Annotated in this window: 28 protein-coding genes and 2 tRNA genes; 20 read left to right on the top strand and 10 right to left on the bottom strand. The window is 64.9% G+C overall.

The genetic code is table 11. The features are described 5' to 3' along the window. Positions 1–18 precede the first annotated feature (18 nt). The 6 genes from HBA54_RS19805 to HBA54_RS19780 form a co-directional block, all read right to left on the bottom strand. The gene (locus tag HBA54_RS19805) at positions 19–546 is read right to left on the bottom strand and encodes a peroxiredoxin (RefSeq protein WP_167227869.1); all 528 of its coding nucleotides are present in this window, start codon (positions 544–546) and stop codon (positions 19–21) included. Positions 547–595: 49 nt separating this feature from the next. Further along, positions 596–1,660: a hypothetical protein gene (locus tag HBA54_RS19800; protein WP_167227868.1), complete on the bottom strand. Its 1,065-nt coding sequence runs from the start codon at positions 1,658–1,660 to the stop codon at positions 596–598. 190 nt (positions 1,661–1,850) lie between these two features. Further along, a complete protein-coding gene (locus HBA54_RS19795; protein ID WP_167227867.1) occupies positions 1,851–2,642 on the bottom strand; it encodes an enoyl-CoA hydratase/isomerase family protein in 792 nt (263 codons plus the stop codon). A 91-nt stretch (positions 2,643–2,733) separates the two neighbouring features. Next, the gene (locus HBA54_RS19790) at positions 2,734–3,600 is read right to left on the bottom strand and encodes a DMT family transporter (protein WP_167227866.1); all 867 of its coding nucleotides are present in this window, start codon (positions 3,598–3,600) and stop codon (positions 2,734–2,736) included. Between the two features lie 243 nt (positions 3,601–3,843). Continuing rightward, on the bottom strand, positions 3,844–5,085 hold the full coding sequence (locus HBA54_RS19785) for an MFS transporter (protein ID WP_167227865.1): 1,242 nt from the start codon (positions 5,083–5,085) through the stop codon (positions 3,844–3,846). Between the two features lie 195 nt (positions 5,086–5,280). Next, positions 5,281–5,355: transfer RNA gene (locus HBA54_RS19780), tRNA-Thr, on the bottom strand. 223 nt (positions 5,356–5,578) lie between these two features. On the opposite strand from HBA54_RS19780, the gene HBA54_RS19775 reads away from it, so the two are divergent. The 14 genes from HBA54_RS19775 to HBA54_RS19710 all read left to right on the top strand — a co-directional run bounded on the left by HBA54_RS19775 (position 5,579) and on the right by HBA54_RS19710 (position 15,328). After that, positions 5,579–5,776 (top strand): hypothetical protein, encoded by a 198-nt coding sequence (locus HBA54_RS19775; RefSeq protein WP_167227864.1) that lies wholly within the window; start codon positions 5,579–5,581, stop codon positions 5,774–5,776. A gap of 147 nt (positions 5,777–5,923) precedes the next feature. Then, a complete protein-coding gene (gene dcd / locus HBA54_RS19770; protein WP_167227942.1) occupies positions 5,924–6,478 on the top strand; it encodes a dCTP deaminase in 555 nt (184 codons plus the stop codon). 58 nt (positions 6,479–6,536) lie between these two features. After that, a complete protein-coding gene (gene murA, locus HBA54_RS19765) occupies positions 6,537–7,826 on the top strand; it encodes a UDP-N-acetylglucosamine 1-carboxyvinyltransferase (RefSeq protein ID WP_167227863.1) in 1,290 nt (429 codons plus the stop codon). Positions 7,827–7,837: 11 nt separating this feature from the next. Beyond that, positions 7,838–8,383, top strand: coding sequence for a DUF2948 family protein (locus HBA54_RS19760; RefSeq protein WP_167227861.1), 546 nt, complete (start codon positions 7,838–7,840; stop codon positions 8,381–8,383). Between the two features lie 161 nt (positions 8,384–8,544). Further along, entirely contained in the window at positions 8,545–9,234 is a 690-nt protein-coding gene (hisG, locus tag HBA54_RS19755; protein ID WP_167227859.1) for an ATP phosphoribosyltransferase, read from the top strand. Next, positions 9,224–10,531, top strand: coding sequence for a histidinol dehydrogenase (hisD, locus tag HBA54_RS19750; protein ID WP_167227857.1), 1,308 nt, complete (start codon positions 9,224–9,226; stop codon positions 10,529–10,531). The genes hisG and hisD overlap by 11 nt, the downstream gene beginning before the upstream one ends. A gap of 21 nt (positions 10,532–10,552) precedes the next feature. After that, positions 10,553–11,065 (top strand): UPF0262 family protein, encoded by a 513-nt coding sequence (locus HBA54_RS19745; RefSeq protein ID WP_167227855.1) that lies wholly within the window; start codon positions 10,553–10,555, stop codon positions 11,063–11,065. Positions 11,066–11,071: 6 nt separating this feature from the next. Continuing rightward, positions 11,072–11,515, top strand: a complete 444-nt coding sequence (locus HBA54_RS19740; RefSeq protein WP_167227853.1) for an arsenate reductase ArsC — start codon at positions 11,072–11,074, stop codon at positions 11,513–11,515. A 240-nt stretch (positions 11,516–11,755) separates the two neighbouring features. Then, the gene (gene infA / locus HBA54_RS19735) at positions 11,756–11,974 is read left to right on the top strand and encodes a translation initiation factor IF-1 (protein WP_167227851.1); all 219 of its coding nucleotides are present in this window, start codon (positions 11,756–11,758) and stop codon (positions 11,972–11,974) included. Between the two features lie 15 nt (positions 11,975–11,989). Beyond that, complete coding sequence (locus tag HBA54_RS19730) at positions 11,990–12,619, top strand: Maf family protein (RefSeq protein ID WP_167227849.1); 630 nt, start codon at positions 11,990–11,992, stop codon at positions 12,617–12,619. Positions 12,620–12,626: 7 nt separating this feature from the next. After that, complete coding sequence (locus tag HBA54_RS19725) at positions 12,627–13,829, top strand: ribonuclease E/G (RefSeq protein ID WP_167227847.1); 1,203 nt, start codon at positions 12,627–12,629, stop codon at positions 13,827–13,829. Positions 13,830–13,855: 26 nt separating this feature from the next. Next, positions 13,856–14,092, top strand: coding sequence for a DNA gyrase inhibitor YacG (locus HBA54_RS19720; RefSeq protein ID WP_167227845.1), 237 nt, complete (start codon positions 13,856–13,858; stop codon positions 14,090–14,092). Positions 14,093–14,095: 3 nt separating this feature from the next. Continuing rightward, complete coding sequence (locus tag HBA54_RS19715; RefSeq protein WP_167227843.1) at positions 14,096–15,076, top strand: S1C family serine protease; 981 nt, start codon at positions 14,096–14,098, stop codon at positions 15,074–15,076. A 176-nt stretch (positions 15,077–15,252) separates the two neighbouring features. After that, positions 15,253–15,328, top strand: a tRNA-Phe gene (locus HBA54_RS19710). A gap of 43 nt (positions 15,329–15,371) precedes the next feature. On the opposite strand, the gene HBA54_RS19705 is transcribed toward HBA54_RS19710, so the two are convergent. The 4 genes from HBA54_RS19705 to HBA54_RS19690 form a co-directional block, all read right to left on the bottom strand. Beyond that, complete coding sequence (locus tag HBA54_RS19705; RefSeq protein WP_167227841.1) at positions 15,372–15,692, bottom strand: hypothetical protein; 321 nt, start codon at positions 15,690–15,692, stop codon at positions 15,372–15,374. A 146-nt stretch (positions 15,693–15,838) separates the two neighbouring features. After that, positions 15,839–16,384: a cupin domain-containing protein gene (locus tag HBA54_RS19700; RefSeq protein WP_167227839.1), complete on the bottom strand. Its 546-nt coding sequence runs from the start codon at positions 16,382–16,384 to the stop codon at positions 15,839–15,841. Next, positions 16,368–17,117, bottom strand: a complete 750-nt coding sequence (locus tag HBA54_RS19695; RefSeq protein ID WP_167227837.1) for an alpha/beta fold hydrolase — start codon at positions 17,115–17,117, stop codon at positions 16,368–16,370. The genes HBA54_RS19700 and HBA54_RS19695 overlap by 17 nt, the downstream gene beginning before the upstream one ends. Before the next feature lie 5 nt (positions 17,118–17,122). Further along, positions 17,123–18,250 carry a cobalamin-independent methionine synthase II family protein gene (locus tag HBA54_RS19690; protein ID WP_167227835.1) on the bottom strand — a complete coding sequence of 376 codons (1,128 nt, stop codon included), beginning with the start codon at positions 18,248–18,250 and terminating at the stop codon, positions 17,123–17,125. Between the two features lie 159 nt (positions 18,251–18,409). On the opposite strand from HBA54_RS19690, the gene HBA54_RS19685 reads away from it, so the two are divergent. From HBA54_RS19685 to HBA54_RS19660, 6 genes are all read left to right on the top strand, one after another. After that, positions 18,410–19,348, top strand: coding sequence for a Bug family tripartite tricarboxylate transporter substrate binding protein (locus tag HBA54_RS19685; protein WP_167227833.1), 939 nt, complete (start codon positions 18,410–18,412; stop codon positions 19,346–19,348). Positions 19,349–19,394: 46 nt separating this feature from the next. After that, positions 19,395–19,859 carry a tripartite tricarboxylate transporter TctB family protein gene (locus HBA54_RS19680; protein ID WP_167227831.1) on the top strand — a complete coding sequence of 155 codons (465 nt, stop codon included), beginning with the start codon at positions 19,395–19,397 and terminating at the stop codon, positions 19,857–19,859. Next, positions 19,856–21,346 (top strand): tripartite tricarboxylate transporter permease, encoded by a 1,491-nt coding sequence (locus HBA54_RS19675; protein WP_167227829.1) that lies wholly within the window; start codon positions 19,856–19,858, stop codon positions 21,344–21,346. Before HBA54_RS19680 ends, HBA54_RS19675 begins: the two co-directional genes overlap by 4 nt. Further along, entirely contained in the window at positions 21,343–22,452 is a 1,110-nt protein-coding gene (locus HBA54_RS19670) for a LacI family DNA-binding transcriptional regulator (RefSeq protein WP_167227827.1), read from the top strand. The genes HBA54_RS19675 and HBA54_RS19670 overlap by 4 nt, the downstream gene beginning before the upstream one ends. After that, positions 22,453–23,940, top strand: a complete 1,488-nt coding sequence (locus HBA54_RS19665) for a sulfatase-like hydrolase/transferase (RefSeq protein WP_167227825.1) — start codon at positions 22,453–22,455, stop codon at positions 23,938–23,940. A 191-nt stretch (positions 23,941–24,131) separates the two neighbouring features. Then, positions 24,132–25,106, top strand: a complete 975-nt coding sequence (locus tag HBA54_RS19660) for a GGDEF domain-containing protein (RefSeq protein WP_167227823.1) — start codon at positions 24,132–24,134, stop codon at positions 25,104–25,106. Positions 25,107–25,270: the final 164 nt, after the last annotated feature.

The raw sequence follows: 25,270 nt of genomic DNA, 5'->3' as shown, positions 1-25,270 counted from the left end.
GCCACCACAGGGTGTCCGCTAAGCGCTGGCGGCCTGCTGCCCGGCGGTTTCGCTGATGAAGTCCAGCATGGTGACTGCATCGCTGACGGCGAAGGGGTCGCCGGGCTCGTTACGGTCTTCGGCGAAGATCTTGCTGATAACGCCGTCGACCACCAGCATCGAATAGCGCCAGGACCGCTCGCCGAAACCCAGATTATCCTTGTCCACCAGCATGCCCATGGCGCGGGTGAAGTGACCGCTGCCGTCCGGCAGCATGGCGACCTCGTCATCGACACCCTGGTCCTTGGCCCAGGCATTCATGACAAAGGCATCGTTTACCGAGAGGCAGAGGATCTCGTCGACGCCCATGGCTTTCAGGTTTTTCGACAGCGCCATATAGCCGGGCAGGTGGGTGGAGGAGCAGGTGGGTGTAAAGGCGCCGGGAAGCGCGAAAACCACAACGCTGCGGCCCCTGAAATAGTCAGCCGAGGTCTTCTCCAGCCATTCTCCGCCTTCACGAAGCTTGAAGGTTACTTCCGGGACAACATCGCCGACGCTGCGCATCATGGACGCTCCTTTCTCTAAGGGGTTTCTGGTTTGGTATTGGTAGGCGAGATCAATGCAAGGTGGGTGAGGCCGCCAAGGCGTGCCTTGTGCCATCCGACTGGGATGCTGGAGGATGGGCCGCCGCCTCAAGGGCCGGGTAATCCCAATCGCGCAGCGGCAACACCCTGTTGTCCAGCATCAGTCCGGTTGCCAGACTGCGCGCCGCGCCAAGAGACAGGCGCAGGGCTGACGGAGGTAGCCAGGCGGCAAGCGCCGCTGTTGCCGGCTCTGCGGCCCCGCGCTGCAGCCACGCGATACAGTCGAGCAGCCTTGCTTCGTCCGGCGACAGGCCGGGGCAGTTGCGGCAGCGCACGTCGATCGGGCGCAGGGCGGTCAGGGTCGTATTGCGCAGGATCGCATGGAGGCTGAGCCCCGGATCGACATCAGCCTGTTGCCCAAAATGTCGCCGCACGGCTTCCAGAGGTTCGTCGTCCTCTTTGAAAGCCTGAACCCAGAGCCGCAGACCGGTCAGAAGGTGCTGTTCGGCTGCCGTCAGGCCTTGTCGTCCAGTGACCGGGCGGCGCCTATCGTCGGCTGGCGCTATGAGGTTATTTTGGATAGGGGCCGCCGATGGTGTCGTCGGCGGTCGCTTACCGGCCGGTGGATGCGGCAGGAACTGTCCGGCCTCGGCCATGATTTCGGCCAGGACCCGGGCGGCGGTAGCGAAGCGTTGCTGTTCGGTTTGCACCACCAGCCACTCGCTTAGCCAGGTTGCCAGCGCAGAGGCGCCGTGCTGGTGGGCGGACAGCGTGGCCAGGACCGCTTCTTCGCGTGCCGTCACACGGTCGTCGTTGACCGCTGCCTCGCTTTGGGGGAGGCGACCGGCCCGGGCAAGACCCTGAGCCAGGACAGCCAGGGAGGTGAGGCTTTCCTCCAGCCGTGCCAGACCGAGTGCCCGGGAGAATTCCGGTGCGATCCGTGCGTCCCTGGTGCGCTGTGCCCCCGCGTCGGTGAGGCTGTGCCGCAGGGCCCATACGATGATGATTTCGGCAAAGGTGAGGTTGGCGACGATGCGTGGTCGGTCTGCGCGCGGTTGTTCGGCGGCGCTGCGGTGCTGGGCGGAGGTGGAAGCCATGGGACGGGCGCTTTCCTGGAGAGCCAAAGATGCGAATGAAAATGACTCGCATTTGCATAATGGTCAAGATTCGATTCCCCGCAACCCCAGAAAGGTTCGGGGAAGGTCAGCGGGAAGAACTGGGATTTCGGTTTGAAAGAGTTTGAAAGAGAAGGTCTGCGCCGGTTTGCCCGATCAGCGGCTTGGCGGATCAGCGGCCGGTGAAAGTCGGTTTGCGCTTGTCGGTGAAAGCGCGAATGCCTTCCTGGCCGTCGGCGCTGGTGGCCATCTCGGCGATGAAGCGGGTTTCCCGCTCCATCTGGGTTTCCAGGCTTTCGGTCGCGGTGCTCTGTAGCAGTTTTTTCACGCCGCCGAAGGCGCGGGTCGGCCCCGCGGCCAGGCTGGTGGCCAGAGCTCCGGCTTCGTCGGTCAGTTGCCCGGCGCCCACCACCTTGTTCACCAGGCCCCAATCCAGTGCCTCCCGGGCGCTCAGCACCCGGTTGGTGAGATAAAGCTCCATGGTGCGGCGGGGACCCAGGATACGATTGAGGAAATAAGTCGAACTGCCGTCGGGCGTCAGGCCGATCTGGGTGTAGGCCGAGGTGAAGGTCGCCGCCTCTGAGGCGATCACGAGATCGCAGAAGGCAACGGCGCTGAGCCCCGCACCGGCGGCGACGCCATTGACCGCGCCGATCAGCGGCGCAGGCATCCAGGCGAAGCGTGAGATCGCGGCATGGAGGTAGGTGGTCATCTCCTTCACCAGCAGGTCGATGTCATCGAGACGCCTGGCGAACTCCGATACGTCGCCACCGGCGCAGAAAGCCTGATCGCCGGCGCCGGTCAGCACCGCGGCGCGGACCCCTTTGTCGCTGGAACAGCGGATGGCCACGTCGCAGAGTTCGCGCAGCATGACCGGGTTCATGGCATTGAAACGGTCCGGCCGGTTGAAGGTGATCCAGGCGACGGAATCTCTGACATCGTAGTCGATTGTTTCATAGGACATGTGGCGCTCTCCGGATTCTCGGGCGGGACAGGACCGATTGAGCCCCAGGATAAAGCGCTGTGGCAACCGCTTGTTTGCGTCGGGACGCGTTCTAGCGCACCACGGACCGTGTTTCGTGGCGGATCGAAACGAAGTTGCCGGAGAAGATGATGGCGGCGCCAAGCAGCGTCATGAACTCGAAAGCCTCTGCATAGAGCAGATACGCGAACAGGGCGATCAATGGCAGCCGCAGGAACTCCATCGGCATGATGAAGGTGGCATCGGCAGCGGCCAGGGCGCGGGTCAGGCAGTAGTGGGCGCTCAGCCCCGTGATCGCCAGCAGCAGAAGCCAGGGTGTCTGGTGCCAGGCCGGCGGCGTCCAGACGAAGCTGGAGGCGACGGCGCCCATGACCGCCTGCATCGCCACCATATAGAAGACGATGGCCAGCGCCGTCTCCCGGCGGGTCAGCCACTTCGTGGTCGCGCCGGTGGCGCCGAAGAAGAAGGCGCAGGCCAGCATGATGAGAATGCCGTCGCTGACCTCGATGAAGCCCGGCCGGATGATCACCAGGACGCCGACGAAGCCGAGGCCAAAGGCAATCCAGCGGCCGCGGTTCATCTTCTCGCCCAGAAACAGAACGGCCAGCGCGCCACCCCAGAGCGGCGCCGTGAATTCCAGGGCTGTTACGGTGGCCAGTGGCAGCAGCGCGATGCCGGAGATCCAGAGTACCTGGCCGGTGAAGTGGATAACGTTGCGTGTGGCATGGCCGCCAAGATGCGCCACGCGGATCTGCCCCCAACCCTGGCGCTGCAGAAAGGGCAGCAGTATGCAGACGCCGATGGCGCTGCGGATGAACAGCATCTGGAAGGCATGCATCTCCCCCGTCAGTTCCCGCACGGAGATCGTCATGAACGCAAAAGACAGCAGGGCACCCATCATCCAGGCGATGGCTTTGAGGGTCGGCGAGGCAGGGGGCATCGAAAGATCCGGACAGACGCAAAGGTTGCGGGCGCCCGCAAGCTGCCACGCCGGGACGGCCCCAGCAAGCAGCGCTACCTGATCGCCATCAGCCTGCCGGCGTTTTTGGGCAAGCCCTTTAACCCGCCGGACCGCAGGTTCCTCATGCGCCGCCCGGATTTGGTGTTGCGGCGGCGCGCCCACCGCTCGGCCGGTGGTCTGTGGCAAAGGCTGCCGTCTTGAGACCTCTGCTTCGTCTTTGGGTCAGTCCTCGCGGTTGGCGTTGCCGCCATTGCCGGCCTTGAACATGCGGCCGAGGATCATCGAGGTGCGGGGCAGATAGCGGTAGGGCTCGCGCGGTTCGGCGCCGCGGCGGCGGGTCATGCGGTAGAGCGTGAAGGCGACCAGCAGAAGATGGGTAACGGCCATGAAGAGGAACAGGGCATTGGCGCCGGCCAGGGCGATCAGCCAGGCCGAAATCGCCGGGCTGACGATGGCGCCGAGGGAGAAGAAGAAGATCAGCGCGGCATTCAGCTCGACCACGAAGTCGGGCTCGGCGAAGTCGTTGGCATAGGCTGCCGAGACCGAATAAATCGGGAAGGCGGTGGTGCCAAAGAGAAAGGCCGCCAGAAAGATCGCCGTCGCATCGCCCGGCGTCACCAGATAGGCGATGCCCAGGCAGGAGGCGGCCGCGAAACCCGAAAGCCCGAGCAGCACGAGACGCCGGTCGGTCTTGTCGGCGATCCAGCCGACGGGATACTGGGCGGCGACGCCACCGAGCATCCCGGAGGCGAGAAAGATGGCGATCTGGCCCTGGGTCAGGGCGTTCTCGACCCCGTAGATCGGGCCGACCATGCGAAAGCCGGCGCTGGTCACCCCGGCGACCACGATGCCGGCAATTGCCGAGGGCGAGAGCAGCAGGGCCCTGATCGGCTGCAGCCGGGGCGCCGTCGGGGTTTTGGGCGCGGCGCGCTGGGTCAGGGCCAGGGGCAGCAGGCAGATGCAGCAGAACATGGCGACGATGTTGTAGGCCACGTAACTGGCCGGCTCCAGGATGGCGATGAAGCCTTGGGCGCCGATGCCGCCGACCAGATCGACCACCCGGAACATGCCATAGACCCGGCCGCGGTTCTGGTTGTCCGTCTTGGCGTGCAGCCAGCTTTCCACCACCGTGTAGGCCGCGGCGATGGCAAGGCCGGTGAGCACGCGCAGCAGCGCCCAATAGAGCGGCCCCTCAAGCACCGGGTGCAGCAGGGCGCCGATCGCCCCGATGGCCGCCGCCGCCGCGAAGGTGCGTGAATGACCGATATCGCCGATCAGCCGGGGCGCCACATAACACCCCAGGAAGAATCCGAGAAAATGGGCCGAGCCCAGCAGGCCGATCTCCTCGGTACTGAAGCCGAGGACCGAGCCGGAAAGCGCATCCAGCGGCCCCAGGGAGCCGGAGCCCATCTGCACCAGAAAGATCGAAGCAAAGAGCGCGGCGAAAGACAGCAGGGTCGTCATGGGACCAGGGGCGTTACGGGAAAGGACGGCGGCCTTGTTGTGCCGGTGCCGGGCCCTGAGGGAAAAGGCCCGATCTCCTCAATAGCATCTCGTAGGACTCGCAGGGATGCTCAAACCGGTCGGCAGCCAGGACGGTGGCGCAGGGCTCGGCCTATGCTGCAACGCAAATCGACTGTGGGAGGCAAGAAGGGAAAATGGTGCCGCCGGGGTGAATTGAACACCCGACCCCACCCTTACCAAGGGTGTGCTCTACCCCTGAGCTACGGCGGCACTGGAAGCATCTGCCAAGGCATCTGCCTGATGCGCGCGGAACATGCCACCAGTCATCCGCGTTGGCAAGAGCGTTCCGCAAGGCTTTACCGGGCTTTTCCGGCCCCGGCCAGCGCCCGTTAGTCTTTGCCCGGACGTCTTTAGCGGCGCGGCGTTAAAGCGGGCTTAAGGCGGGGCTCAGGGCAGCCTTGACCTTGCCATAATCGCTGGGCAGTCTCGCGCCATGCCGTCAGCAAGCAAAAATGCCGGGCCTAAGGCCGGATCCAAGCCGTCTTCGGCTGCGGAGCGCGAGCAGCGCCTCGCCGCCGCCCTGCGTGAGAATCTGAGGAAGCGCAAGGCCCAGCAGCGCGGCCGGGTGGATTCGGATGCGCCGGCGGCGGCCGGAACCCGCAAGCCGGATGCCGGCCAGCCCGGCGAATGAGGGGGCGGATCGTGGCAGCAGCCCTGTCCCGCTTGTGGATCGGCGGTCTTTCCAGTAGAAACGCGCCATCCCGAAGCGCCCGGTCTGTGCTGGAATTCCGCCCCTGACCGGGCTTACGAACCGCAACCAGAGGGGAACGTGACGGCCATGGCCATCATGCCGGATAGTTGGATTCGCGAAATGGCCGAGACCAAGGGCATGATCGAGCCCTATGTCGAGGCGCAGCGCCGGGACGGCGTGATCTCCTACGGCGTCAGTTCCTATGGCTACGATGCGCGGGTGGCCAGCGAATTCAAGATTTTTACCAATGTGGACAACGCCCTGGTGGACCCGAAGAATTTCTCGGACCAGAGCTTTGTTGAGCGCGACACCGATGTCTGCATCATTCCGCCGAACTCCTTCGTCCTGGCGCGCACGGTAGAGTACTTTCGTATTCCGCGCGATGTGCTGGTGATCTGCCTGGGCAAATCGACCTATGCGCGCTGCGGAATCATCGTGAACGTGACGCCGCTGGAGCCGGAGTGGGAGGGCCACGTGACCCTGGAGTTCTCCAACACCACCCCGCTGCCGGCGAAGGTCTATGCGAACGAGGGGGGCTGTCAGTTCCTCTTCCTGAAGGGCGCTTCGGAGCCCGACGTGTCCTACGCAGACCGGGCGGGCAAGTACATGGGCCAGCGCGGCGTTACCCTGCCGCGGCTCTAGATCTTAAGAACAAAAAAGGCTGCCGGCCGCTTCTGGCCGGTTGCGAGGCAAGTAAACTATGGACCAGATCGTTATCCAGGGCGGCAAGCCGCTGAAGGGCGAGATACGGATCAGCGGCGCGAAGAACGCGGCCCTGCCGCTGATGGCGGCCAGCCTGCTGACCGAGGAGACGCTGAGCCTCTCCAACGTGCCGCACTTGGCCGACATCTCTACCATGGCCCGCCTGCTGGCCCAGCACGGCGTCAACCTGCACATGAACGGCGGGGCTGAAAACGGCAGCAACGGCGGGGTTCTGGAGCTCCGGGCCGAGCGCATCACCTCGGTCGTGGCGCCCTATGACCTGGTGCGCAAGATGCGCGCCTCCGTGCTGGTGCTGGGCCCGATCCTGGCGCGCGAAGGGCGGGCGCAGGTGTCGCTGCCCGGCGGCTGTGCGATCGGCACCCGGCCGGTGGACCTGCACCTGAACGGCTTGGAACTGCTGGGGGCCGAGATCGATCTGAAGGAAGGCTATATCTACGCCGCCGCGCCCGGGGGGCTGGTCGGCGCCCCGGTGGTGTTCCCGAAGGTATCGGTGGGGGCGACGGAAAACCTGCTGATGGCGGCCTGCCTGGCCAAGGGCGAGACGCAGCTGCTCAATGCCGCCCGCGAACCGGAGGTCATCGACCTCGGCGAATGCCTCATCAAGATGGGGGCGGAAATCGAGGGGCTTGGCAGCGACCGGATCACCATACGCGGCGTCGAGAGGATGCAGGGTGCTGAGCACAGCGTGGTGGCCGACCGCATCGAGACCGGTACCTACGCCATGGCGGCGGCCATTACCAACGGTGAGCTCGACCTGATCGGTGGCCGCGCGGACCATCTGAGCGCCGTTATCAAGGTGCTGACGGAGGCCGGTATCGAGGTGCAGGAAACCAACCGCGGCCTGAAGGTCCGCCGGGCCAACGGCCAGGTGCATGGGGTCGATGTGATGACCGAGCCCTATCCCGGGTTTCCGACGGACTTGCAGGCGCAGACCATGGCCCTTATGTCCACTGCGGAGGGGGCCTCGATGATTACCGAATCAATCTTTGAAAACCGCTTCATGCATGTGCCAGAACTCACTCGTATGGGTGCGAATGTGAATGTGCACGGTGCCTCGGCCATGGTGCGCGGGCAGCAACGCCTGACCGGTGCCGAGGTCATGGCCACCGACCTGCGCGCCTCGGTTTCCCTGGTGCTGGCCGGGCTGGCGGCGGAAGGGGAAACCGTGCTGAACCGCGTCTACCATCTGGACCGCGGTTACGAGCGCCTGGAACAGAAGCTGGCGGCCTGCGGGGCTGAGATCGCCCGCCGCCAGGCGTCGGGCTAGGGGCGGCGATCATGTCGGAATCCCAGCCGCTGAAGCTGCGCGCCCATGACCCCGAGGATATGGACGTTGTCGCTGCCTTGCTGCAGGACGCCTTGATCCCGCAGGCGGATATGGCTTTTCTGGCGAAGGAAAAGCGCTTTGTCATGGTGGCCAACCGCTTCCACTGGCCGAAGGGACTGGGCGATGCGGAGGCCCGGTCCGCGCCCTCGCAACCGGCCCCCGAGGCGTCACCGGAGGGCGAGGACGTCTCCTTTGACGATAGTGGTGACCCGCCGCCCTTTGAGCGGGTCAACAGCGGGATCTGCTTCGACAAGGTGGAGCGGGTGCGTTATCGAGGCATGTCGCCCGGCGATAAGGACGAGATCCTCAGCCTGCTGACCATCACCAGCGAGCCGCGGGCCATTACCTTGCTGTTTTCCGGTGATGCCGCCATTCGCTTGGAAGTCGAGGCGGTGCGCTGCCATTTGGAGGACATCGGCCTGCCCTGGCCGACCCGCTGGCGGCCCGAACACGGCGCTGAGGATACCGACGCACAGTCGGAAACCGGCGGAGAATAGCCGCTGCGGCGGCTTGGGGCCGTCATCCGGCGACGCCGCCGACCGAAAAAGGCGGTGGCAATTCCCGGGAAAAATAGCCATACCAAGGCGGCTGAAGGCCCTGCCGGGCCTTTTCCCAGTGCCGTTACCCGGTACCTTTACAGCCCGGCCGGGCAATCTCTATGGAAGACAAGCAGCGGAGTCTGAGCGTGACCTCGAACGAAGCCCTGATCCTGGCGGTGCCAAAGGGCCGTATCCTCAAGGAATTGAGCCCCCTGATGACCCGGGTCGGGATTGAGCCGGAAGCGGCCTTTTCCGACGACAACGCCCGGCAACTGCGCTTTAAAACCAACCTGCCGGGTTTGGATATCATTCGCGTGCGTTCTTTCGATGTGGCGACCTTCGTCGCTTTCGGCGCCGCGCATCTTGGCGTGGCCGGCAACGACATTCTGATGGAGTTCGACTATCCGGAGCTCTATGCGCCCGTCGACCTCGATATCGGCCACTGCCGCCTCTCGGTTGCCGCGCCGCGACACCTGGCGGAGAGCGACGATCCCAGCCGTTGGAGCCACATCCGCGTCGCCACTAAGTATCCGGAGATTACCCGCCGGCACTTCGCGGCACGCGGCGTGCAGGCGGAATGCATCAAGCTGAACGGGGCGATGGAGCTGGCGCCCGGCCTGGGGCTCTGCCGCCGCATCGTCGACCTGGTCTCGACCGGGTCGACCCTGCGTGCCAATGACCTGGTAGAGGTCGAAACCATTGCCGAGGTGACCTCGCGCCTTGTCGTCAACCGTGCCGCCTTCAAGACCCGCTCGGAGGAACTGTCGGACTTGGTCGAGCGGTTCCGCGAGGTCGCCGATGCCGCTTAGGCTGAACAGCCGGGATGCGGGATTTGAAGCCGCTTTTGCCGCTTTGCTGGCCGGCAAGCGCGAGAGCGACGAGGATGTCGATGCCGTTGTCGCGGACATTCTGGCGGCGGTGCGGCGCGACGGTGACGCGGCGCTTCTGCGCTATACCGCCCGCTTCGACCGGCTGGAACTGACGGCCGAAACGCTGCGGGTTCCCGAGGCCGAGCTTGCCGAAGCTGCCGGGCGCTGTGATCCCGCGACAATGGAGGCGCTGGCCCTGGCGGCCGAGCGGATTACCGACTATCACCGCCGCCAGAAGCCGGAGGACATGGACTACCGCGACGCGGTGGGGGTTCGTCTCGGCCACCGCTGGACGGCGGTGGGGGCGGCCGGGCTCTACGTGCCCGGCGGTACCGCGGCCTATCCGTCATCGGTGCTGATGAACGCCCTGCCGGCCAAGGTCGCCGGGGTTGAGCGCCTGGTGATGACGGTGCCGACACCCGACGGCGTGATCAACCCGCTGGTCCTGGCCGCGGCGCGGCTGGCGGGCGTGACCGAGGTCTACCGCGTCGGCGGTGCCCAGGCGGTTGCCGCTCTGGCCTATGGAACCGCCACCATCGCGCCGGTGGACAAGATCGTCGGCCCCGGCAATGCCTATGTGGCCGCTGCCAAGCGCCGGGTCTTCGGCACGGTCGGCATCGACATGATCGCCGGTCCTTCGGAAGTGCTGGTGGTCGCTGACGGCGACAACCGTCCGGACCTTATCGCCGCCGATCTGCTGTCCCAGGCCGAACACGACACCGCCGCGCAGTCGATCCTGATTACCGACGATGCGGATTTTGGTGACGCCGTGGCGCTGGCCGTCGATGAGCAGTTGGTGGCCCTGCCGCGTTCGGCCATTGCCGGCGAGAGTTGGCGCAACCACGGGGCCATTATCACCCTTGGCACCATGGACGAGGCCGTGGCCCTGATCGACCGCATCGCGCCGGAGCACCTGGAACTGGCTGTCGCCGATCCCGACGGCCTGGCAAAGCAGGTCCGCAATGCCGGCGCCATTTTCCTGGGGCGCCACACGCCGGAAGCCATTGGCGATTATCTGGCCGGCCCGAATCACGTTTTGCCGACGGCCCGCTCGGCCCGGTTTTCTTCCGGCCTTTCGGTACTCGACTTCATGAAGCGCTCCTCGCTGGTGGCTTGCGACGCGGAGTCGCTTCGCGCGATTGGCCCGGCTGCCGTGCTTCTGGCCGAAGCTGAGGGTCTGGATGCCCATGCGAAGTCTGTGGCGCTGCGTCTTGCCGTCAACCCAGAGCCCTCCTGACCGCGGCGGGGGCTGGCGGCTATGACCGAAGAAAGCGGAGAGGAAGCAACGGACCGCGCGGCGGTTTCGACCCAGCGGCTGACCGATATCACCCTGGACGACTCTGCGGTGATACGGCGCAGTCCCGAGGTGGAACACGAGCGCGCCGTTGCCATCTATGATCTGCTGGAGGAGAACGCCTTTGTTCCGGTCGGCGACTTCTCCGGTCCTTACCATCTCCACCTTTCGATTTCCGAGAACCGCCTGCTGTGGGATATCCGCACCGAGGCGCAGGAGAGCCTGGGGATCGTGACCCTGCCGTTGACGCCGTTTCGCAAGGTGGTCAAGGACTACTTCATGGTCTGCGAGACCTACTACGAAGCGATCAAGACCGCGAGCCCGGCCCGGATCGAGGCGATCGACATGGGCCGCCGCGGTCTGCACAACGATGGTTCGGAGCTGCTTCAGGAGCGCCTGCAGGGAAAAATCGAGATCGACTTCCAGACGGCGCGGCGGCTCTTTACGCTGATCTGCGTCCTGCAGATTCGCGGATAGGCCCGAATGGGCGATCTCCCCGAAGCCGTTCTCTTCGCCTGCAGCCACAACGCGGTGCGATCGCCCATGGGTGAGGCGCTGCTGAAACACCTGCTGGGCCATCGTATCTACGTCGATTCCGTCGGTGTGCGGCCGCAGGAGATCGACGGCTTTGTTCTCGAGGTGATGGACGAACTGGGTATCGACATGTCGAAGCACCGCGCCAAGTCCTTCGACGACCTGGAAGACACCTCCTACGACCTGATCATCTCGCTCTCGCCGGAGGCCCAGCACCAGGCCGTCGAACTGACCCGCACCATGGCCTGCGACGTGGAGTTCTGGAACACTTTCGATCCCAGCATCATCGAGGGGAGTCGCGAAACCCGGCTGCAGGCTTATCGTGCCGTGCGCGATCAGCTGCGCAAGCGCATCGAGCAGCGCTTCACCCTGGACCTCAAACCCGATCGCTAGACTCCTTTCGGTTTAGACGGCACCGGCCCGCTTCGACGTCAGTCGAAAACATCTTAGGGGAAACGCCGGTTTTCCGCCGATTTCAGCTGGTTTTAGGGCCCTGATCGGGGCGTTTGTTCTTCGCGGAGCTTTTCGGTATGATCCGCGGCGCTTTCCCGGGGTGAGAGGTCGGGGATAACAGAGATGATCGGGGCCGGGGCCTAGACCGCTTCGGCAGAAACTACCAAGATCGAAGGACTGATGGCCAAGGAAGACCTCCTAGAGTTCCAGGGTACCGTGGTTGAGCTTTTGCCCAACGCGATGTTTCGCGTGAAGCTGGACAACGACCATGAAGTGCTGGCCCACACGGCCGGCAAGATGCGCAAGCACCGTATCCGCGTTCTGGCGGGCGACCGCGTGAACGTGGAAATGACGCCCTATGATCTGAGCAAGGGCCGCATCACTTTCCGCTTCAAGTAAAGCACGGGCCGGATCATGGCCGTCCCGCAAAGCAAGGAACCTGCTTCGTCTGATCCCGCAGCGGCTGCGAATCCGGCACCCTTGGTGCTGGCCTCGGCCTCGCCGCGGCGTTTGCAGCTGTTGCAGCAGATCGGTATGACGCCGGCGGATATCGACCCGGCCGATATCGACGAAACGCCGAGGAAGCGCGAACTGCCGCCGGCCTATGCCAAACGGATTGCCGCCGCCAAGGCCGATGCCGTGGTGGCGCGTCATGGCGGGGCCTTTGTGCTGGCCGCCGATACGGTGGTGGCGGTGGGCCGGCGCATCCTGCCGAAACCGGAAGACGAAGCCGCGGCGCGGGCCTGTCTTACCCTGCTGTCCGGGCGGCGGCACCGGGTGCTGGGCGCGGTTGTGGTGCAGGCGCCGGACGGTCGCCGGGCGGATGTCCTGGTGACTACCGCGGTGGTGTTCAAACGCCTTTGCGAGGCCGAGATCGAAGACTACCTGGCCGGGGGCGAATGGCGCGGCAAGGCCGGCGGCTATGCCATCCAGGGCCGGGCGGCGGCTTTCATTCCCCGGATCATCGGGTCCTATCCGAACGTGGTCGGCCTGCCGCTGGTGGAAACGCGCAACCTGCTGACCGGCCTGGGCTACAGGACCTGATTTCGCGATGACGGCCGAACTGATCGTCTCAGCCCTGCCCGGCGAGATCCGTGCGGCTGTTCTGCGCGACGACGTGCTTGAGGACTTGCTGGTTTTGCGCGATGGCGCGCCACCCCAGGCCGGGGATCTTTTCCTGGCCCGCGTTCAGCGTTTCGACAAGGGGCTGGAGGGCGCTTTCGTCGATCTTGGTCTGGCGCGTCCCGGCCTGCTGCCGAAGCGGGAGATGGCCGGTCCGGTGCCGACCGAGGGTACGGCCCTGCCGGTCAAGGTGTTGCGGGCGCCGGCCGGCGGCAAGGGCGCAAGGGTGAGCGCCAAGGTCGGCGCGGGCGCAGCCGAGTTGGTCGCCGGGCAGAAGGCACCGGCCCGTCTGGCCGATACCATGGGCCCTCTGGTAGACCTGCTTCGCAGTGCCGACCTGGGCGAAGTGATTGCCGACGACGTCGCACTGCTCAATCGTTTAAAGGCCCGGGCGGGCGATGCCGCCGGCTTCACGCTGCATGCCGCTGCGACCCCGCTGTTCGAAGCTTTCGAGCTTGAAGAGCAGATTGAGGAACTGCTGCAGCCGCACGCCGACTGCCCGGGCGGCGCCTCCCTGCTGATTGAGCCGGTCCGGACCTTGACCGCCGTCGATGTGAACGCCGGCCGTCATGATGGGCGCGGTGGCGCCGCCGCCCAGGCGCGGGAGGTCAACCTGGCCGCAGTGCCGGAGATCGCGCGGCAACTGCGCCTGCGGGCGCTGTCCGGTCTTATCGTGGTGGACTTTCTGGCGATGCGGAGTCCGGAAGAGCGCAAGGCGGTTGCGGCGGCCCTGCGCGAGGCCGTCTCCGGCGATCCGGAACCCTGCCAGGTCTTCGGTCTCTCGCCCTCAGGGCTGTTGGAGATGACGCGCCGCCGTGGGCGGCTGCCGCTGCATGAGGTGCTCTGCCGTCCCTGCGGGCTCGGCGCCAGGGGCTGGGAAAAAACACCGGAGACCCTGGCCTACGAGGCCTTGCGCCGGCTTGGCGCCGATGCAAGGGGCAGGCCGGTCTCCAGCATGACCCTGCGGGTCTCGCCGTCGGTGGCGGCGGCTTTGAAAGGCGGCCAGGGTGTTGAAGGGGCGGCGGGGACCAGCCTGCCGGCGGCGCTGGCCGCCGTTGAGCAGCGCCTCGGCGGTCCGGTAAGCGTCGTTGCCGATCCCTTGGTCGAAAGCTATGACCTCGTGCTAAGCTGATTCTGGGAGATCTGGAGAGGCCAAGCATGGATGATGACAGCAGCGACAGCGATGCCCGCGTCGTGCCCCTGCCGCGTAAGGATGGCGCCCGGCGGCGCTGCCCGATCTGTTCCGCCGCCACGGTGCATCGTTACCAGCCCTTCTGCTCCAAGCGCTGTGCGGATGTCGACCTTGGGCGCTGGCTGAAGGGCAACTACAGCATTCCGACCGATGAAGCGCCTGACGGCGAGTTCGTGCCGGAGCCGGGCGAAGAGGAGCGCTGAGCCATGGCCGCGCGCACCCGGCCGGGCCTTCTGGTGCTGTCGCTTGTGCTCGGCTGGGCCTTGGCAGCGCTGCCGTCTCACCCGGTTGCGGCGGCGAACTTCGAGCCCGTGGTTCTGAATTCCATCGTATCCGTGCTGCCGCTCTGGCCCGGCCACCCGCAAGGCGGCCAGCCGCAGCTGCCGCCCGGCGTAGCGCCGGAAGGAACCGCCGTCGCCATCGCCTCGGGCGGCTATCTGGTCACCGCCAACCATGTCGTCGCGCGCGCCCTTTCGATCAAAGTAAGGCTGCCCGACGGGCGCGAACTGCCGGCCGAGCTTGTCGGCCGCGACCCGGCCAGCGACCTGGCCCTGCTGAAGATCGCCGCGGATCTACCGCCGCTGCCCTACGGGCCGGAGCCGGCGCTGGCCAGCCCGGTCTGTGCGGTGGGCAATCAGTTCGGCCTCGATCTGTCGGTCACCTGCGGGGTGGTGTCGGCGGTGCACCGGGCGGGAACCGGTTTCAACCCGATAGAGGATTTCATTCAGACCGATGCGGCGATGAACCCGGGCGCGTCCGGGGGCGCGCTGGTCGACCCCCAGGGGCGGCTGGTCGGGTTGCTTTCGGCGATCTTCACCAAGGACAGCGATGCCAACATCGGCGTCAATTTCGCCGCTTCCGCCCCCCTGGTGCGCCGCGTGGTGGAAGACCTGATTGCCTATGGCGAGGTGCGGCGCGGCAAGCTGGGCCTGGGCATGGCCGCCCTGGAGCCGGAGGAACGGGAACGCTGGACGGGCCTGCGCCTCTGGGGCGTCCAGCCCGGCGGGGCCGGGGCGGCGGCGGGGCTGAAGGTCGGCGATCTGGTGACCGCCGTGGACGGCCGGCCGGTGCGCAAGCTGGCCGAGGCGACCAGCGCCATCCAGATGAAACGGCCCGGCGAGGTCGTGGAAATCACGGTTTTGCGCGACGAACAGCTGTTGACCCTGCGTCTGACGCTGGCCCCCTGAACAGACCCCCAAAAAGCCGCCGAATTCCTGGCGGGATTGAGGACCGGATTCTTGGGTGAGGGGGCTGGACAGAGCCGGGTTCAGGGCCTATAAGCCTGCGTCGCTGTTCTGCAGCGTCAGGGGGCGCCCCGGGCCGTCCGGCCGCAGTGTTCGTGCCCCCATACCAACGTTTCAGTGCCCAGGTAGCTCAGTTGGTAGAGCACATGACTGAAAATCATGGTGTCGGTGGTTCGAATCCGCCCCTGGGCACCATTTCTTCCCCTTGAAATCGATAGAGCCGTCTGCGCGGTCTCCCTTACTGGGTGACTTTTTCGACCTGCTTTTTTGACCATTCATAGGCGTCTTTGGCTTGTCGCTTTGTCCAGCTGAAGGCGTCTTCGGCACCTTCAGCAACGCTGTCGGCGGTCTCCTCTGCGGCCTCTCCGGTGCTCTCGCCAACCTCGGCGGCCTTGTCTCCCAACTTCTCGGCATCCTCTTGGACCTGCTCGACCAAACCGCCGGCAGGCTTCGCTTCGGAAGACTCGGCGCTAGGATCATCCGCCCATGCCGGCGCGGCTGAGAGAACGGCGATTCCGGCGGCGACACAGGTGGCTTTGACAAATCGAGATCGGAACATGATGGAAGTCCTTTCTGCATTTCCCCCTATCTGGCGGTTGGGCCTGAATGCGTCAAGGTAATACCGCGGCCGGTTTTGGGCTAAAGGTGTAACAAAGATGACTTTTCCGGGTTACTTGGAGAGAGCGGTAAGGGCGTGCGTCGGCGCTACTCCGCAGCCTGCTTGGCGAAGGCCGGTTGCAGGCTTTCGGCCCAGATGCAGTGGCCGGCGTTGCGGGCGCCGAGGATCGCCATCAGGGTTGCCTCCTCGTCGGCGATGTTGCGGAAGCCGCGCAGGACGCCGCCGGGAACCACAATGCCGTCGAAGGGCGCCAGCACCGTGCTGCCGCTCTTTCCGTCGTCGCCCCAGAAAATCTCCCACTTGCCGGTGAGGGCGACGAAGGTCTCTTCGGAGCCGTGGCTGTGCAGGGCCGCGCCGTTCTGCGGTGCGGCTTTCACGAAGTCGATATGATAGTTCTCCGCCTGCTCGACGGCGGTTCCTTCAAGCTGTTCTTCATCGGAGCCATGGCCCAGCGCGCTGTAGAGCGTGCGGACATGGCCGGGCAGGGTGCAATCCAGGAAAGCCCGGGGCGAGGGTGTGAGGTCGCGGAACCGCCAGACACGCTTTTCCATTTCGCTCCGGTCGATCGGGGCCGATTTGCCGAACCAGGCAGCGCTCTCCTCGTCGAAATGAATATCAAGCTCTTTGCGCATCGGTCTTCCTCTCTGTGTCTGACATGCTGTCTGCGGCGACTTCCAGCAGGGCTTCGGCAACAAGACCCGGCTGCGTCATCATCATCTCGTGGCCGCCGGGGTGGTGCTTGATCGTCCAGCCCTGTTGGGACAGGGCCGCTGCGGTGGCGGCATAGGGTTGCGGGTCGCGGTCCGCGGCGATGACGAAACTGCGGGGCCCGGGCAGCCGCGCCGGGCCGGAGAGCCGCAGCGGGTCTTCGAAGGTTTTCAGCGGATGGTCGGTCAGGCGCGCGGCGATGTCGGCAGCAAGCGCCGCGTCGGCGATGGCGAACTGCGCCACATCGGGCGGCGGCATGCGCCAGCCCTCGCCTTCGGCCTCGGCGCGCCCGCGAAACAGATCCTGGAAAGCCTTGGGAACAAGATCGAACGCCGCTTCGCCGTCGCCGGGCCAGAGCGCTTCGATCAGCATCAACCCCTCGATCAGATCCGGCCGCCGGTCGACCAGGCCCCGCGCCGGCATGCCGCCATAGGAATGCCCGCAAAGAATGGCGCCGCCCAGACGGTCGAGCTCGGTGAGGGCGAAGGCAAGGTGAGTCTCCAGGCCGATGTCCGGTGTCAGGTTGCCGGCATCGGCGCCGAGTCCCGGCAGGTCCGGCGCCGACACGCTGTGGCCGGCGCGGCTCAGCCGTTCGGCAACCGCGGACCAGCACCAACCGCCGTGCCAGGCACCGTGTAGAAGCAGGAACCGCGCCACGGCTCTTACGCCCGCTCGCGTGCCAGCTTCGCGCCCTCGACCAGGGCGGCGAGTTTGGCAAAGCAGACGTCGGCGTCGACCAGGCCGTCACCGGCAAAGGTCCCGAAGCCGCAGTCCGAACCGGCCATCACCCTTTCGGGTCCGACGATATCGGCGAACTTCGCCAGGCGTTCCGCCACCAGCTCCGGGTGCTCGACATAGTTCGAGGTTGAATCGATCACACCGGGCACCAGGATTTTGTCATCCGGCAGATCGATGTCCTGAAAAACACGCCATTCGTGGGCGTGGCGCGGATTGGCCGCCTCGAAAAGAATGGTCGAGGGCCTGGCCTTCAGCAGCACGGGCAGAATCTTCTCCAGGCCGATGTCGCGGGTGTGCGGGCCTTCGTAGTTGCCCCAGCAGATGTGGATGCGCAGACGTTCGGCGGGCAGGCCGTCGAGAGCGGTGTTCAGCACCTCGACCTGTTCCCGGGCGCTCTTCAGGAAGGTCGCTTCGTCATCGTGTTTGAAGGTCGTGTGACGTCCCATGCCGAGATCGGGAGAGTCGATCTGCAGGAAGAAACCGGCCTCGACGATGGCGCGGTACTCCGCCTTCATGGCTTCGGCCAGAGCCTCCAGGTAGGCGGTCCGGTCCGGGTAGTACTCGTTGGCCTGAAACAGGGCAATGACCCCGGGCGAGGCGGCGTTGATGAAGCCGCCGCGGGCACCCGCCGCATCGACAGCGGCCCTGAGGCGGGTCGTGTCCGCCGCCAGTTGGTCCTGGTCCTTCACCGCGATGGGGCCGGTGCAGCAGGGCGTCGGGCGCGGTAGGGCGCCTTCGCGCCAGCGGGCCAGCATCTTCAGGAAGCCGGGAAAGTCGTCCAGGTCGGCGCCGGGGATGCGCGGGCTGTCGCCGGAAAATCCAGTGAGGCGGTCTTTCACATAGTTCGCGTAGCCGATCTTGGAGAACTCGCCGTCGGACACGAAGTCGATGCCGATCTCCACCTGGCGCGCAACGATGGCGTTCACTTCGCCGGCAACCACCGCCTCAAAATTATCCGGCGGGCTGCCGGCCTCTTCACGCGCTTGCAGGACATCGCAGACGGCATCCGGCCGGGGCAGGCTGCCGACGTGGGTGGTGAGGAATTTCGACATGGGGATTCCTTGCGGCAAGGATGGACGATAAAGCCGGGCTGCAATATTGGGCGCATCGGGCCTACTGCAGCAGCCTGCGATTTCGCACTCGGATTGACAAGTTCGAGAATATGCATTCGAATGCATATCAATCAAGCCTAATAAAACCGGGAGGAAATCATGAAGCTCAAAAGGGCAATGGGGATTGCGGCGGCGGCCGTTTTGCTGGGTGGCGGGGCCGCGCAGGCCGAGTATCCGGAACGCTCGATCGGGATGATGATTCCTTTCAGCGCGGGCGGCGGAACGGATGTTCCCGGCCGCTTCTTTGCCGCGGAGATGGAAAAAATCCTGGGAACCGATATCGTCGTCAGCAATGTGACGGGCGCCGGCGGCACCATCGGGGCGACCCAGCTGTCCCAGGCCAGAGCGGACGGTTACAAGCTCGGCTTCATGCCGGTGGGCACCACCACAACCCAACCGCACCTGCGTAGGACCAGTTACAACGGGGACAGTTGGGCGCCGATCTGTTTGGTGGCGCAAGGTCCGCAGTACGTGACGGTGCTGGAGGATTCGCCGGTCAAAACGGTGGACGATCTGATCGCCAAGGCGAAGTCCGGCAAGCTGGTGACCGGCGGTCCGCCGCCGGGCTCGCTGCCGCATATCGCACAGGCGGCGGTGGCCAATGCCTATGGCGTGAAATTCACCTACATTCCCCACGAGGGTATCAACGAGGTCGCCAAGTCGATGCTGGGCGGCCGCGTCGATATGGCGGTCTGGTTCGGCGATGCCAAGGCGCGTTTCGGTCTGCGGCCTCTGGCGATCCTTGATTCCAAACGTTCGGCCGAGTTCCCTGATGTGCCGACTCTGGCGGAACTGGGGCAGCCGGTAGAATCCTTCGTGTGGTTCGGCTTCTTTGCGCCGAAGGGAACGCCCGACGCCGTGGTATCGACGCTCTCCGACGCCTGCGAGAAAGCGGTGAACTCTGCCAGCTTTCGCGGGAACATGGAAAAGGCCAAGCGCCAGGTGCGTTATATGCCGCGCGATGAGTTCGCCGCGTTCTTCGCCCGGCAGTACGAACAGAACGGCAGCCTTCTGAAAGAAGCCGGACTTGTGAAGTAGTCAGTCCGGAGGAGCTCCGGGTCCTTCATTGTGGCGGGAGTTTGCCATGCCGACCAACTTTGAACGCAGCTTGTTTGCCGTCATTGCCTTGGTTGCGGCCGGTCTTTTCGCTTCGACCTTCTCGGCAGACTACGACGTGCCGAGCTTCGGCGGCGATGTATCCACCGTATTCACGCCGCGTATCTTCCTCGGCCTCGTCTTTGCGCTGTCGGTTCTGCTGCTCTTCATGGCCAAGGCCCCGGATACTGAAGCGCAAAGGCTCAGCGCTGCGGGGATCACAAAGCTTCTGGCCGTGGCGGCGGTCTCTCTTGCCGTGGCCTTTGCCCTGCCACACATCGGCTTTGTCCTGGCCACGGCGCCCGGCCTGTTCCTCTACTGCTACTTCTTCGGCTATCGGCGCTTTACGACGCTGGGCCTGATGAGCGTTCTCGGTCCCTTTGCGGTCTGGTATCTGTTCAATGACCTGTTGGGGCTGCCGCTGCCTCATACGCCCTGGTTCTCCCTGATATGAGCCTGATCGACAGCCTCTCGCTGGCGCTGGGCCAGATCGCTTCCTGGGATGTTCTGATCGCGATCCTGATCGGCACCGCCTACGGCACCCTGGTCGGCGCACTGCCGGGCATGGGAACGGTGGTGGCCCTGGTGGTGGCCTTGCCCTTCACCTATTCGATGGGAACGCCGGCGGCGATCGCCCTGCTGCTTTGCATTTACTGCAGCTCGGTCTACGGCGGGTCGATTACCGCCATCCTGATCAATACGCCGGGCACGCCGCAGTCGGCGGCGACGGTTCTGGACGGCTATCCCATGGCGAAGGCCGGCAAGGCCGACCTTGCGCTCGGCTGGGCGACCTTTGCCTCCGCCTTCGGCGGCGTCTTTTCGCTGCTGGTCCTGATCGTCGCCGCACCCCAGCTGGCGCGGCTGTCGGTCTACTTCGGGCCGGTCGAGACCTTTGCCCTCATCCTGTTTGCCCTGACCTGTATCGCCTGGGTTTCCAGCGGCAGCACGGTCAAGGGCCTGCTGGCCGGTGCGATCGGGTTGTTTCTGGCCTCGGTCGGGCCGGATACCATGACCGGTCTGTCGCGTTTCGGCTTCGGTGTCGACGCGCTGGCAGGCGGTCTTTCGTTGATCTCCGTGCTGATCGGCCTTTTCGCCCTTTCCGAAGCTTTTATTCGCGCCGCCTACTACCGGGAAGGAAAGCCGCCCGATATCGCCGGGGTCGGCTTTCGCCTGCCGCCCTGGGGCGACATTCGCCTGCGTTGGCGCATACTGCTGCAGAGCAGCGCCATCGGCACGGCCATCGGCGTTCTGCCGGGTACCGGCGCCACGGCGGCGACCTTTGTCAGTTATGCCGAGGCACGGCGAACCTCGCCACGACGCGAAAACTTCGGCAAGGGTGAGCCGGACGGCGTTATCGCCGCCGAAGCCTCAAACAACGCGGTGACCGGCGGTGCCCTGGTGCCGACCCTGGCGCTGGGCATTCCGGGCGACGGCGGCACGGTGGTTCTGCTCGGCGCGCTGTTGATCCAGGGGCTGGTGCCGGGCGTTCAGCTGTTCCAGAACAACCCGGAGATCATGATCGGCGCCTTCATCGTGATCCTGATCGCTAACGTCCTGATGGTCGGCTTCGGCGCCCTGGGTGCGCAGGGCTTTCGCCGGATCATGGGCGTGCCGGAGCCGCTGCTGATGGGGTCGGTGGTGCTGATGTCGGTCGTCGGCGCCTTTGCGGTGCGCGGCAATCCCATCGATGTGGTGGTTGCGGTTGTCGCCGGTATCTTCGGCGTGATCATGCGGCTCGCCGGCGTGCCCGTTGCGCCGATTGTAATCGGCATGGCGCTCGGCAAGACCCTGGAGCAATCCCTGCGTCAGGGGCTTATGCTGAACGAAGGGAGCTTCCTGGCCTTTTTCGGCCAGCCGATCGCGGTGGTCATATTCCTGATCACGCTGTTTTTCATCGCGGCACCGGTCTACACGGCACTGCGCAAGAGGCATCAAGGATGAGCCGCAAAAAAGAAGACGGAAAAGAAACAGCCAGAGCCCCGAGCGCAAAGACCGGGCGTAAGCAGCCGACCTCCTATGACGTGGCGCGGCTTGCCGGTGTCTCTCAATCGGCCGTGTCCCGCGCCTTTTCGAACAACGGCTATGTTTCCCCAGAGGCCAGGAAGAAAATCACCGCGGCTGCCGTACAGCTGGGCTTTCGCCCCAATGCCCTGGCACGCGGTCTGATCACGCGCCGCTCACGGCTGGTGGGCGTGGTGGTCGCCGATCTTTACTACTCCTTCTACGTCTCGATCCTGCATCAGCTCAGCGGCGCGCTTCGCGCCTCCGGCTTTCATGCGTTGTTGTTCTCGATTCCCTCCAGCGAAAACATCGATGCCATGATAACCGACGTCCTCGCCTACCAGGTCGACGGCGTCATCATGTCTTCGGCGCGTTTGTCCAGCAGGGCGCCGGGTCTGTGCCGCGACGCCGGTGTGCCGGTGGTAACCATGAACCGTATTGTCGACGACTCCAGTATCAGCGCCGTTGCCACCGATAACCGCGGCGCCGGGCGCATGGTCGGTGAATTCCTGCAAGCCGGGGGACATCGGCGTTTCGGGTTCATTGCCGGCTTGGATGACAGCTCGACCAGCCGGGACCGCGAGGCCGGCTTTCGCGACGCGCTGGCGCAGGCCCCGGCGGTCGCCCAGGGCGGCTTCACCTACGACGGCGGCCATCGCGCGGCGCTCGATCTCATGCTGGGCGCCAACCCGCCGGATGCGATCTTCTGCGCCTCGGACATCATGGCGATGGGGGCGTTGGACGCGCTGCGCTTCGATCTCGGCTTGACGCCGGGCGAAGATGTGTCCGTCGTCGGTTTCAACAACGCGGCAGAGGCGGCCTGGCGCACCTACGACCTGACGTCGGTTACCGCCTCGGCGGAAGAACTGAGCCAGCGTGCGGTCGAGATTCTGGCCGAACTGATCGAAGACCCCGATCTGGCGCCGCAGCGCGAATTCCTGCCTGGTCAGCTGGTGCTGCGCAGCTCGGCGCGCATGCCGGAGAACTGGCCGCTGGATGGCGGCGGCAACGTTGCGGCCGCGGCCGGCGACATCAAGGACAGCTAAATGACCCAGCCCAACGTTCTGCTCATCGTCACCGATCATTGGTCCGCCGGGCTGCTGGGGGCGGCCGGGCATCCGGCGATCCAGACCCCGGTGCTGGACCAACTGGCCCGCAACGGCGTTCGCTTCACCTCTGCTTATTCGGAGCATCCGGTCTGCCTGCCGGCGCGCCGCTCCCTGATGACCGGGACCTCGGCGCGCCGGCATGGCGACCGCAGCTTCCAGCCGCAGCTGGAGATGCCGGCGGACCTGCCGACCCTGGCCCAGACCTTTCGCGACGCCGGCTATCAGGCCCAGGCCGTCGGCAAGATCCATGTCTATCCGCAACGCGACCGCATCGGTTTCGACGATGTGCTGCTGGACGACGAGGGGCGGACCCTCTACGGCACCACCGACGACTATGAGATCTATCTGGGCGAGGCGGGTTATCTCGGCCGGCAGTACGATCACGGCATGAGCAACAACACCTACACCTGGCGCCCCTGGCACCTGCCGGAGGAAACCCACCCGACCAACTGGGCAACGCGCATGACCGCCCGCGCCATCAAGCGGCGCGACCCGACGCGGCCCAGCCTGTGGTACTGCGGCTACCGCCATCCGCACCCGCCCCTGGTGCCCCTACAGAGTTACGTCGACCTCTACCGGGATATCGAGATCGACGCGCCGGTCATGGGGGCCTGGGCGCAGGACCGCGCGGCGCTGCCCTACAATGCCCAGGCGACGCAGGCGCGCGGCGATGCGCTGAACCTGCAGCAGGCCCTGGCGGCGCGGCGCGCCTTCTATGCGCTCTGCACCCATATCGACCATCAGATCGGCTCCCTCATCGGCACCCTGCGCGACGAGGGGGTGCTGGACGACACCATCGTGCTCTTCACTACCGATCACGGCGACATGCTCGGCAACCACGGCATGTGGGCGAAGCAGGTTTTCTACGAGGGCTCCTGCCATATCCCGATGATCCTGATGGGCGTCGCCGACGACAAGCGGGTCGGCTTTCAGCGTCAGGACGACCGGCTGGTCTGCCTGCGCGACGTGATGCCGACCCTGCTGGATCTTTGCGGTATCGCGCTCCCCGAACCGGTCGAGGGCCTGTCGATGCTGGGCGATAAAAAGCGCGAGACCCTCTACGGCGAATTCGGCGAGGGGCCCCATGCCTCGCGCATGCTGCGCCGCGGAAGCCATAAGCTGATCTGGTATCCCTGCGGCAACCGTTTCCAGCTCTTCGACCTCGGTGACGATCCGCAGGAGCTGCATGACCGCGCCGGGGACCCGTCACTCGCCGGTCTGCAGGCCGATTTGACCCAGGCCCTGGCCGGTGAGATCTATGGTTCCGACGAGGCCTGGGTGAAGGACGGCGCCCTGGTCGGGGAGCCGGGCAAAACCTTCGCCGCCGGCCCCAACCGCTCGATCTCCGCCACCCGCGGGCGCCAATGGCCGGTCTCTCCCGCCAACGACAAGGGCTTCATGCAGTTCTACCCGGAGAGCAAGTAGACTGTCCGGATACACCGTTCAACCGGATTCTCATGGACACGTGTTTTTCATTGTAAAACAATGCACTGAACAGCATTTCCCAGTATCTTGGAAGAACTGGACTGCAACAGGGATTTCCATGTCTGTCTACGCATTATAACTAATCATTTACACTTAATGATTAGATTTCTTGAATGTTCGGGAAATCCAAATTGACCAGCCATCAGGGACTCTTGGCCGCGGTCGAAGCTGCGTCAACCGGCGTGGTGATCACCGATACGACGTTGCCGGACGATCCCATCATTTATATGAACCCGGCTTTCGAGCAGTTGACCGGCTACACAGCGGCCGAGACGATCGGACGGAATTGCCGCTTCCTGCAGGGCCCGGAAACCGACAAAGTCACTTTGGCTACGATGCGCAAAGCAATCGACGATGGGCAGCAGATCACTTGCCGTCTTTTGAACTACCGCAAAGACGGGTCGACGTTCTGGAATGCGCTGACGATCAATCCTATTCATGGCGAAGACGAAGGACTCCTGGGATTTGTCGGAATCCAGAGCGATGTCACCGCCGAGGTTGCCATGCGGCAGGAGCTCGATGAAAAGATCGAGGCCTTGGAGGAGGTGCGAGGATCTCTCGAGGCCGCGAACAGTTCGCTTCGGATGATCGCCTATATTGACTCCGTGACGGGGCTTCCGACGCGCAGGCTTTTTGATGACCGCCTGAAGCAGGCTCTGGCGCGTTCCAGGCGGAGCGGTGACATGATCGCGATCATTTTTATGGATCTTGATGGGTTCAAGCAGGTCAATGACGCGTTCGGTCATGATGTTGGGGATAGTACCCTTCGCGCGGCGGGGCAAAGGATGCGCGATCAGATTCGTGAATCGGATACCCTGGCGCGCCTGGGCGGCGATGAGTATGCGGTGTTGCTCGACACTGGCGTGACCCCTGAGGTGCTGATGAAGGTCTGCGGGCGTATTGAGCAGACATTTTCACTTCCTTTCGATGTCGGAGGAACCATGATCGGGCTTGGTGTCAGCATCGGTGTGGCCCTCTATCCGCGCGATGGCGAGGACGCCCACAATTTGCTGAGAGTTGCGGACGCAGCGATGTACGAAGCCAAGAACAACAAGCCGGGTGGCCCCCTGTCCGAGGTGCTGAGCGCCAGGGTCAGGGCCGGTTAGGACTGTGTTTTGCCGCCGCACCGCCAGCGGCATTCCCTTTCACGACGGTTCCGGATAAAAGCTACTCTGATCTTGGCTTCGGGGAAGGGGCAGGATGGTGCCGAAATCGCCGCCCTGCCCGGGTCATTCCTTTGAAGATAACGTCCGCTTAGAGGAATCGCTTC

This window comes from Pelagibius litoralis (assembly GCF_011683915.1).
Classification (GTDB): Bacteria; Pseudomonadota; Alphaproteobacteria; order Kiloniellales; family Kiloniellaceae; genus Pelagibius; species Pelagibius litoralis.
The sequence above is the reverse complement of the archived record's forward strand: the minus strand, read 5'-3'. Positions and strand labels throughout refer to the sequence as shown.

Bases quoted from the DNA above. Each gene is read 5' to 3' on its own strand.
- HBA54_RS19715 (WP_167227843.1), top strand. From the start codon at position 14,096: ATGGCCGCGCGCACCCGGCCGGGCCTTCTGGTGCTGTCGCTTGTGCTC.
- HBA54_RS19670 (WP_167227827.1), top strand. From the start codon at position 21,343: ATGAGCCGCAAAAAAGAAGACGGAAAAGAAACAGCCAGAGCCCCGAGC.
- HBA54_RS19700 (WP_167227839.1), bottom strand. From the start codon at position 16,384: ATGCGCAAAGAGCTTGATATTCATTTCGACGAGGAGAGCGCTGCCTGG.
- HBA54_RS19775 (WP_167227864.1), top strand. From the start codon at position 5,579: ATGCCGTCAGCAAGCAAAAATGCCGGGCCTAAGGCCGGATCCAAGCCG.
- HBA54_RS19745 (WP_167227855.1), top strand. From the start codon at position 10,553: ATGACCGAAGAAAGCGGAGAGGAAGCAACGGACCGCGCGGCGGTTTCG.
- HBA54_RS19705 (WP_167227841.1), bottom strand. From the start codon at position 15,692: ATGTTCCGATCTCGATTTGTCAAAGCCACCTGTGTCGCCGCCGGAATC.
- HBA54_RS19665 (WP_167227825.1), top strand. From the start codon at position 22,453: ATGACCCAGCCCAACGTTCTGCTCATCGTCACCGATCATTGGTCCGCC.
- HBA54_RS19730 (WP_167227849.1), top strand. From the start codon at position 11,990: ATGGCCGTCCCGCAAAGCAAGGAACCTGCTTCGTCTGATCCCGCAGCG.
- HBA54_RS19800 (WP_167227868.1), bottom strand. From the start codon at position 1,660: ATGGCTTCCACCTCCGCCCAGCACCGCAGCGCCGCCGAACAACCGCGC.
- HBA54_RS19690 (WP_167227835.1), bottom strand. From the start codon at position 18,250: ATGTCGAAATTCCTCACCACCCACGTCGGCAGCCTGCCCCGGCCGGAT.
- hisG (WP_167227859.1), top strand. From the start codon at position 8,545: ATGGAAGACAAGCAGCGGAGTCTGAGCGTGACCTCGAACGAAGCCCTG.
- dcd (WP_167227942.1), top strand. From the start codon at position 5,924: ATGGCCATCATGCCGGATAGTTGGATTCGCGAAATGGCCGAGACCAAG.
- HBA54_RS19760 (WP_167227861.1), top strand. From the start codon at position 7,838: ATGTCGGAATCCCAGCCGCTGAAGCTGCGCGCCCATGACCCCGAGGAT.
- HBA54_RS19785 (WP_167227865.1), bottom strand. From the start codon at position 5,085: ATGACGACCCTGCTGTCTTTCGCCGCGCTCTTTGCTTCGATCTTTCTG.
- HBA54_RS19740 (WP_167227853.1), top strand. From the start codon at position 11,072: ATGGGCGATCTCCCCGAAGCCGTTCTCTTCGCCTGCAGCCACAACGCG.
- HBA54_RS19790 (WP_167227866.1), bottom strand. From the start codon at position 3,600: ATGCCCCCTGCCTCGCCGACCCTCAAAGCCATCGCCTGGATGATGGGT.
- HBA54_RS19680 (WP_167227831.1), top strand. From the start codon at position 19,395: ATGCCGACCAACTTTGAACGCAGCTTGTTTGCCGTCATTGCCTTGGTT.
- hisD (WP_167227857.1), top strand. From the start codon at position 9,224: ATGCCGCTTAGGCTGAACAGCCGGGATGCGGGATTTGAAGCCGCTTTT.
- HBA54_RS19805 (WP_167227869.1), bottom strand. From the start codon at position 546: ATGATGCGCAGCGTCGGCGATGTTGTCCCGGAAGTAACCTTCAAGCTT.
- HBA54_RS19720 (WP_167227845.1), top strand. From the start codon at position 13,856: ATGGATGATGACAGCAGCGACAGCGATGCCCGCGTCGTGCCCCTGCCG.
- HBA54_RS19685 (WP_167227833.1), top strand. From the start codon at position 18,410: ATGAAGCTCAAAAGGGCAATGGGGATTGCGGCGGCGGCCGTTTTGCTG.
- HBA54_RS19725 (WP_167227847.1), top strand. From the start codon at position 12,627: ATGACGGCCGAACTGATCGTCTCAGCCCTGCCCGGCGAGATCCGTGCG.
- HBA54_RS19675 (WP_167227829.1), top strand. From the start codon at position 19,856: ATGAGCCTGATCGACAGCCTCTCGCTGGCGCTGGGCCAGATCGCTTCC.
- HBA54_RS19795 (WP_167227867.1), bottom strand. From the start codon at position 2,642: ATGTCCTATGAAACAATCGACTACGATGTCAGAGATTCCGTCGCCTGG.
- murA (WP_167227863.1), top strand. From the start codon at position 6,537: ATGGACCAGATCGTTATCCAGGGCGGCAAGCCGCTGAAGGGCGAGATA.
- infA (WP_167227851.1), top strand. From the start codon at position 11,756: ATGGCCAAGGAAGACCTCCTAGAGTTCCAGGGTACCGTGGTTGAGCTT.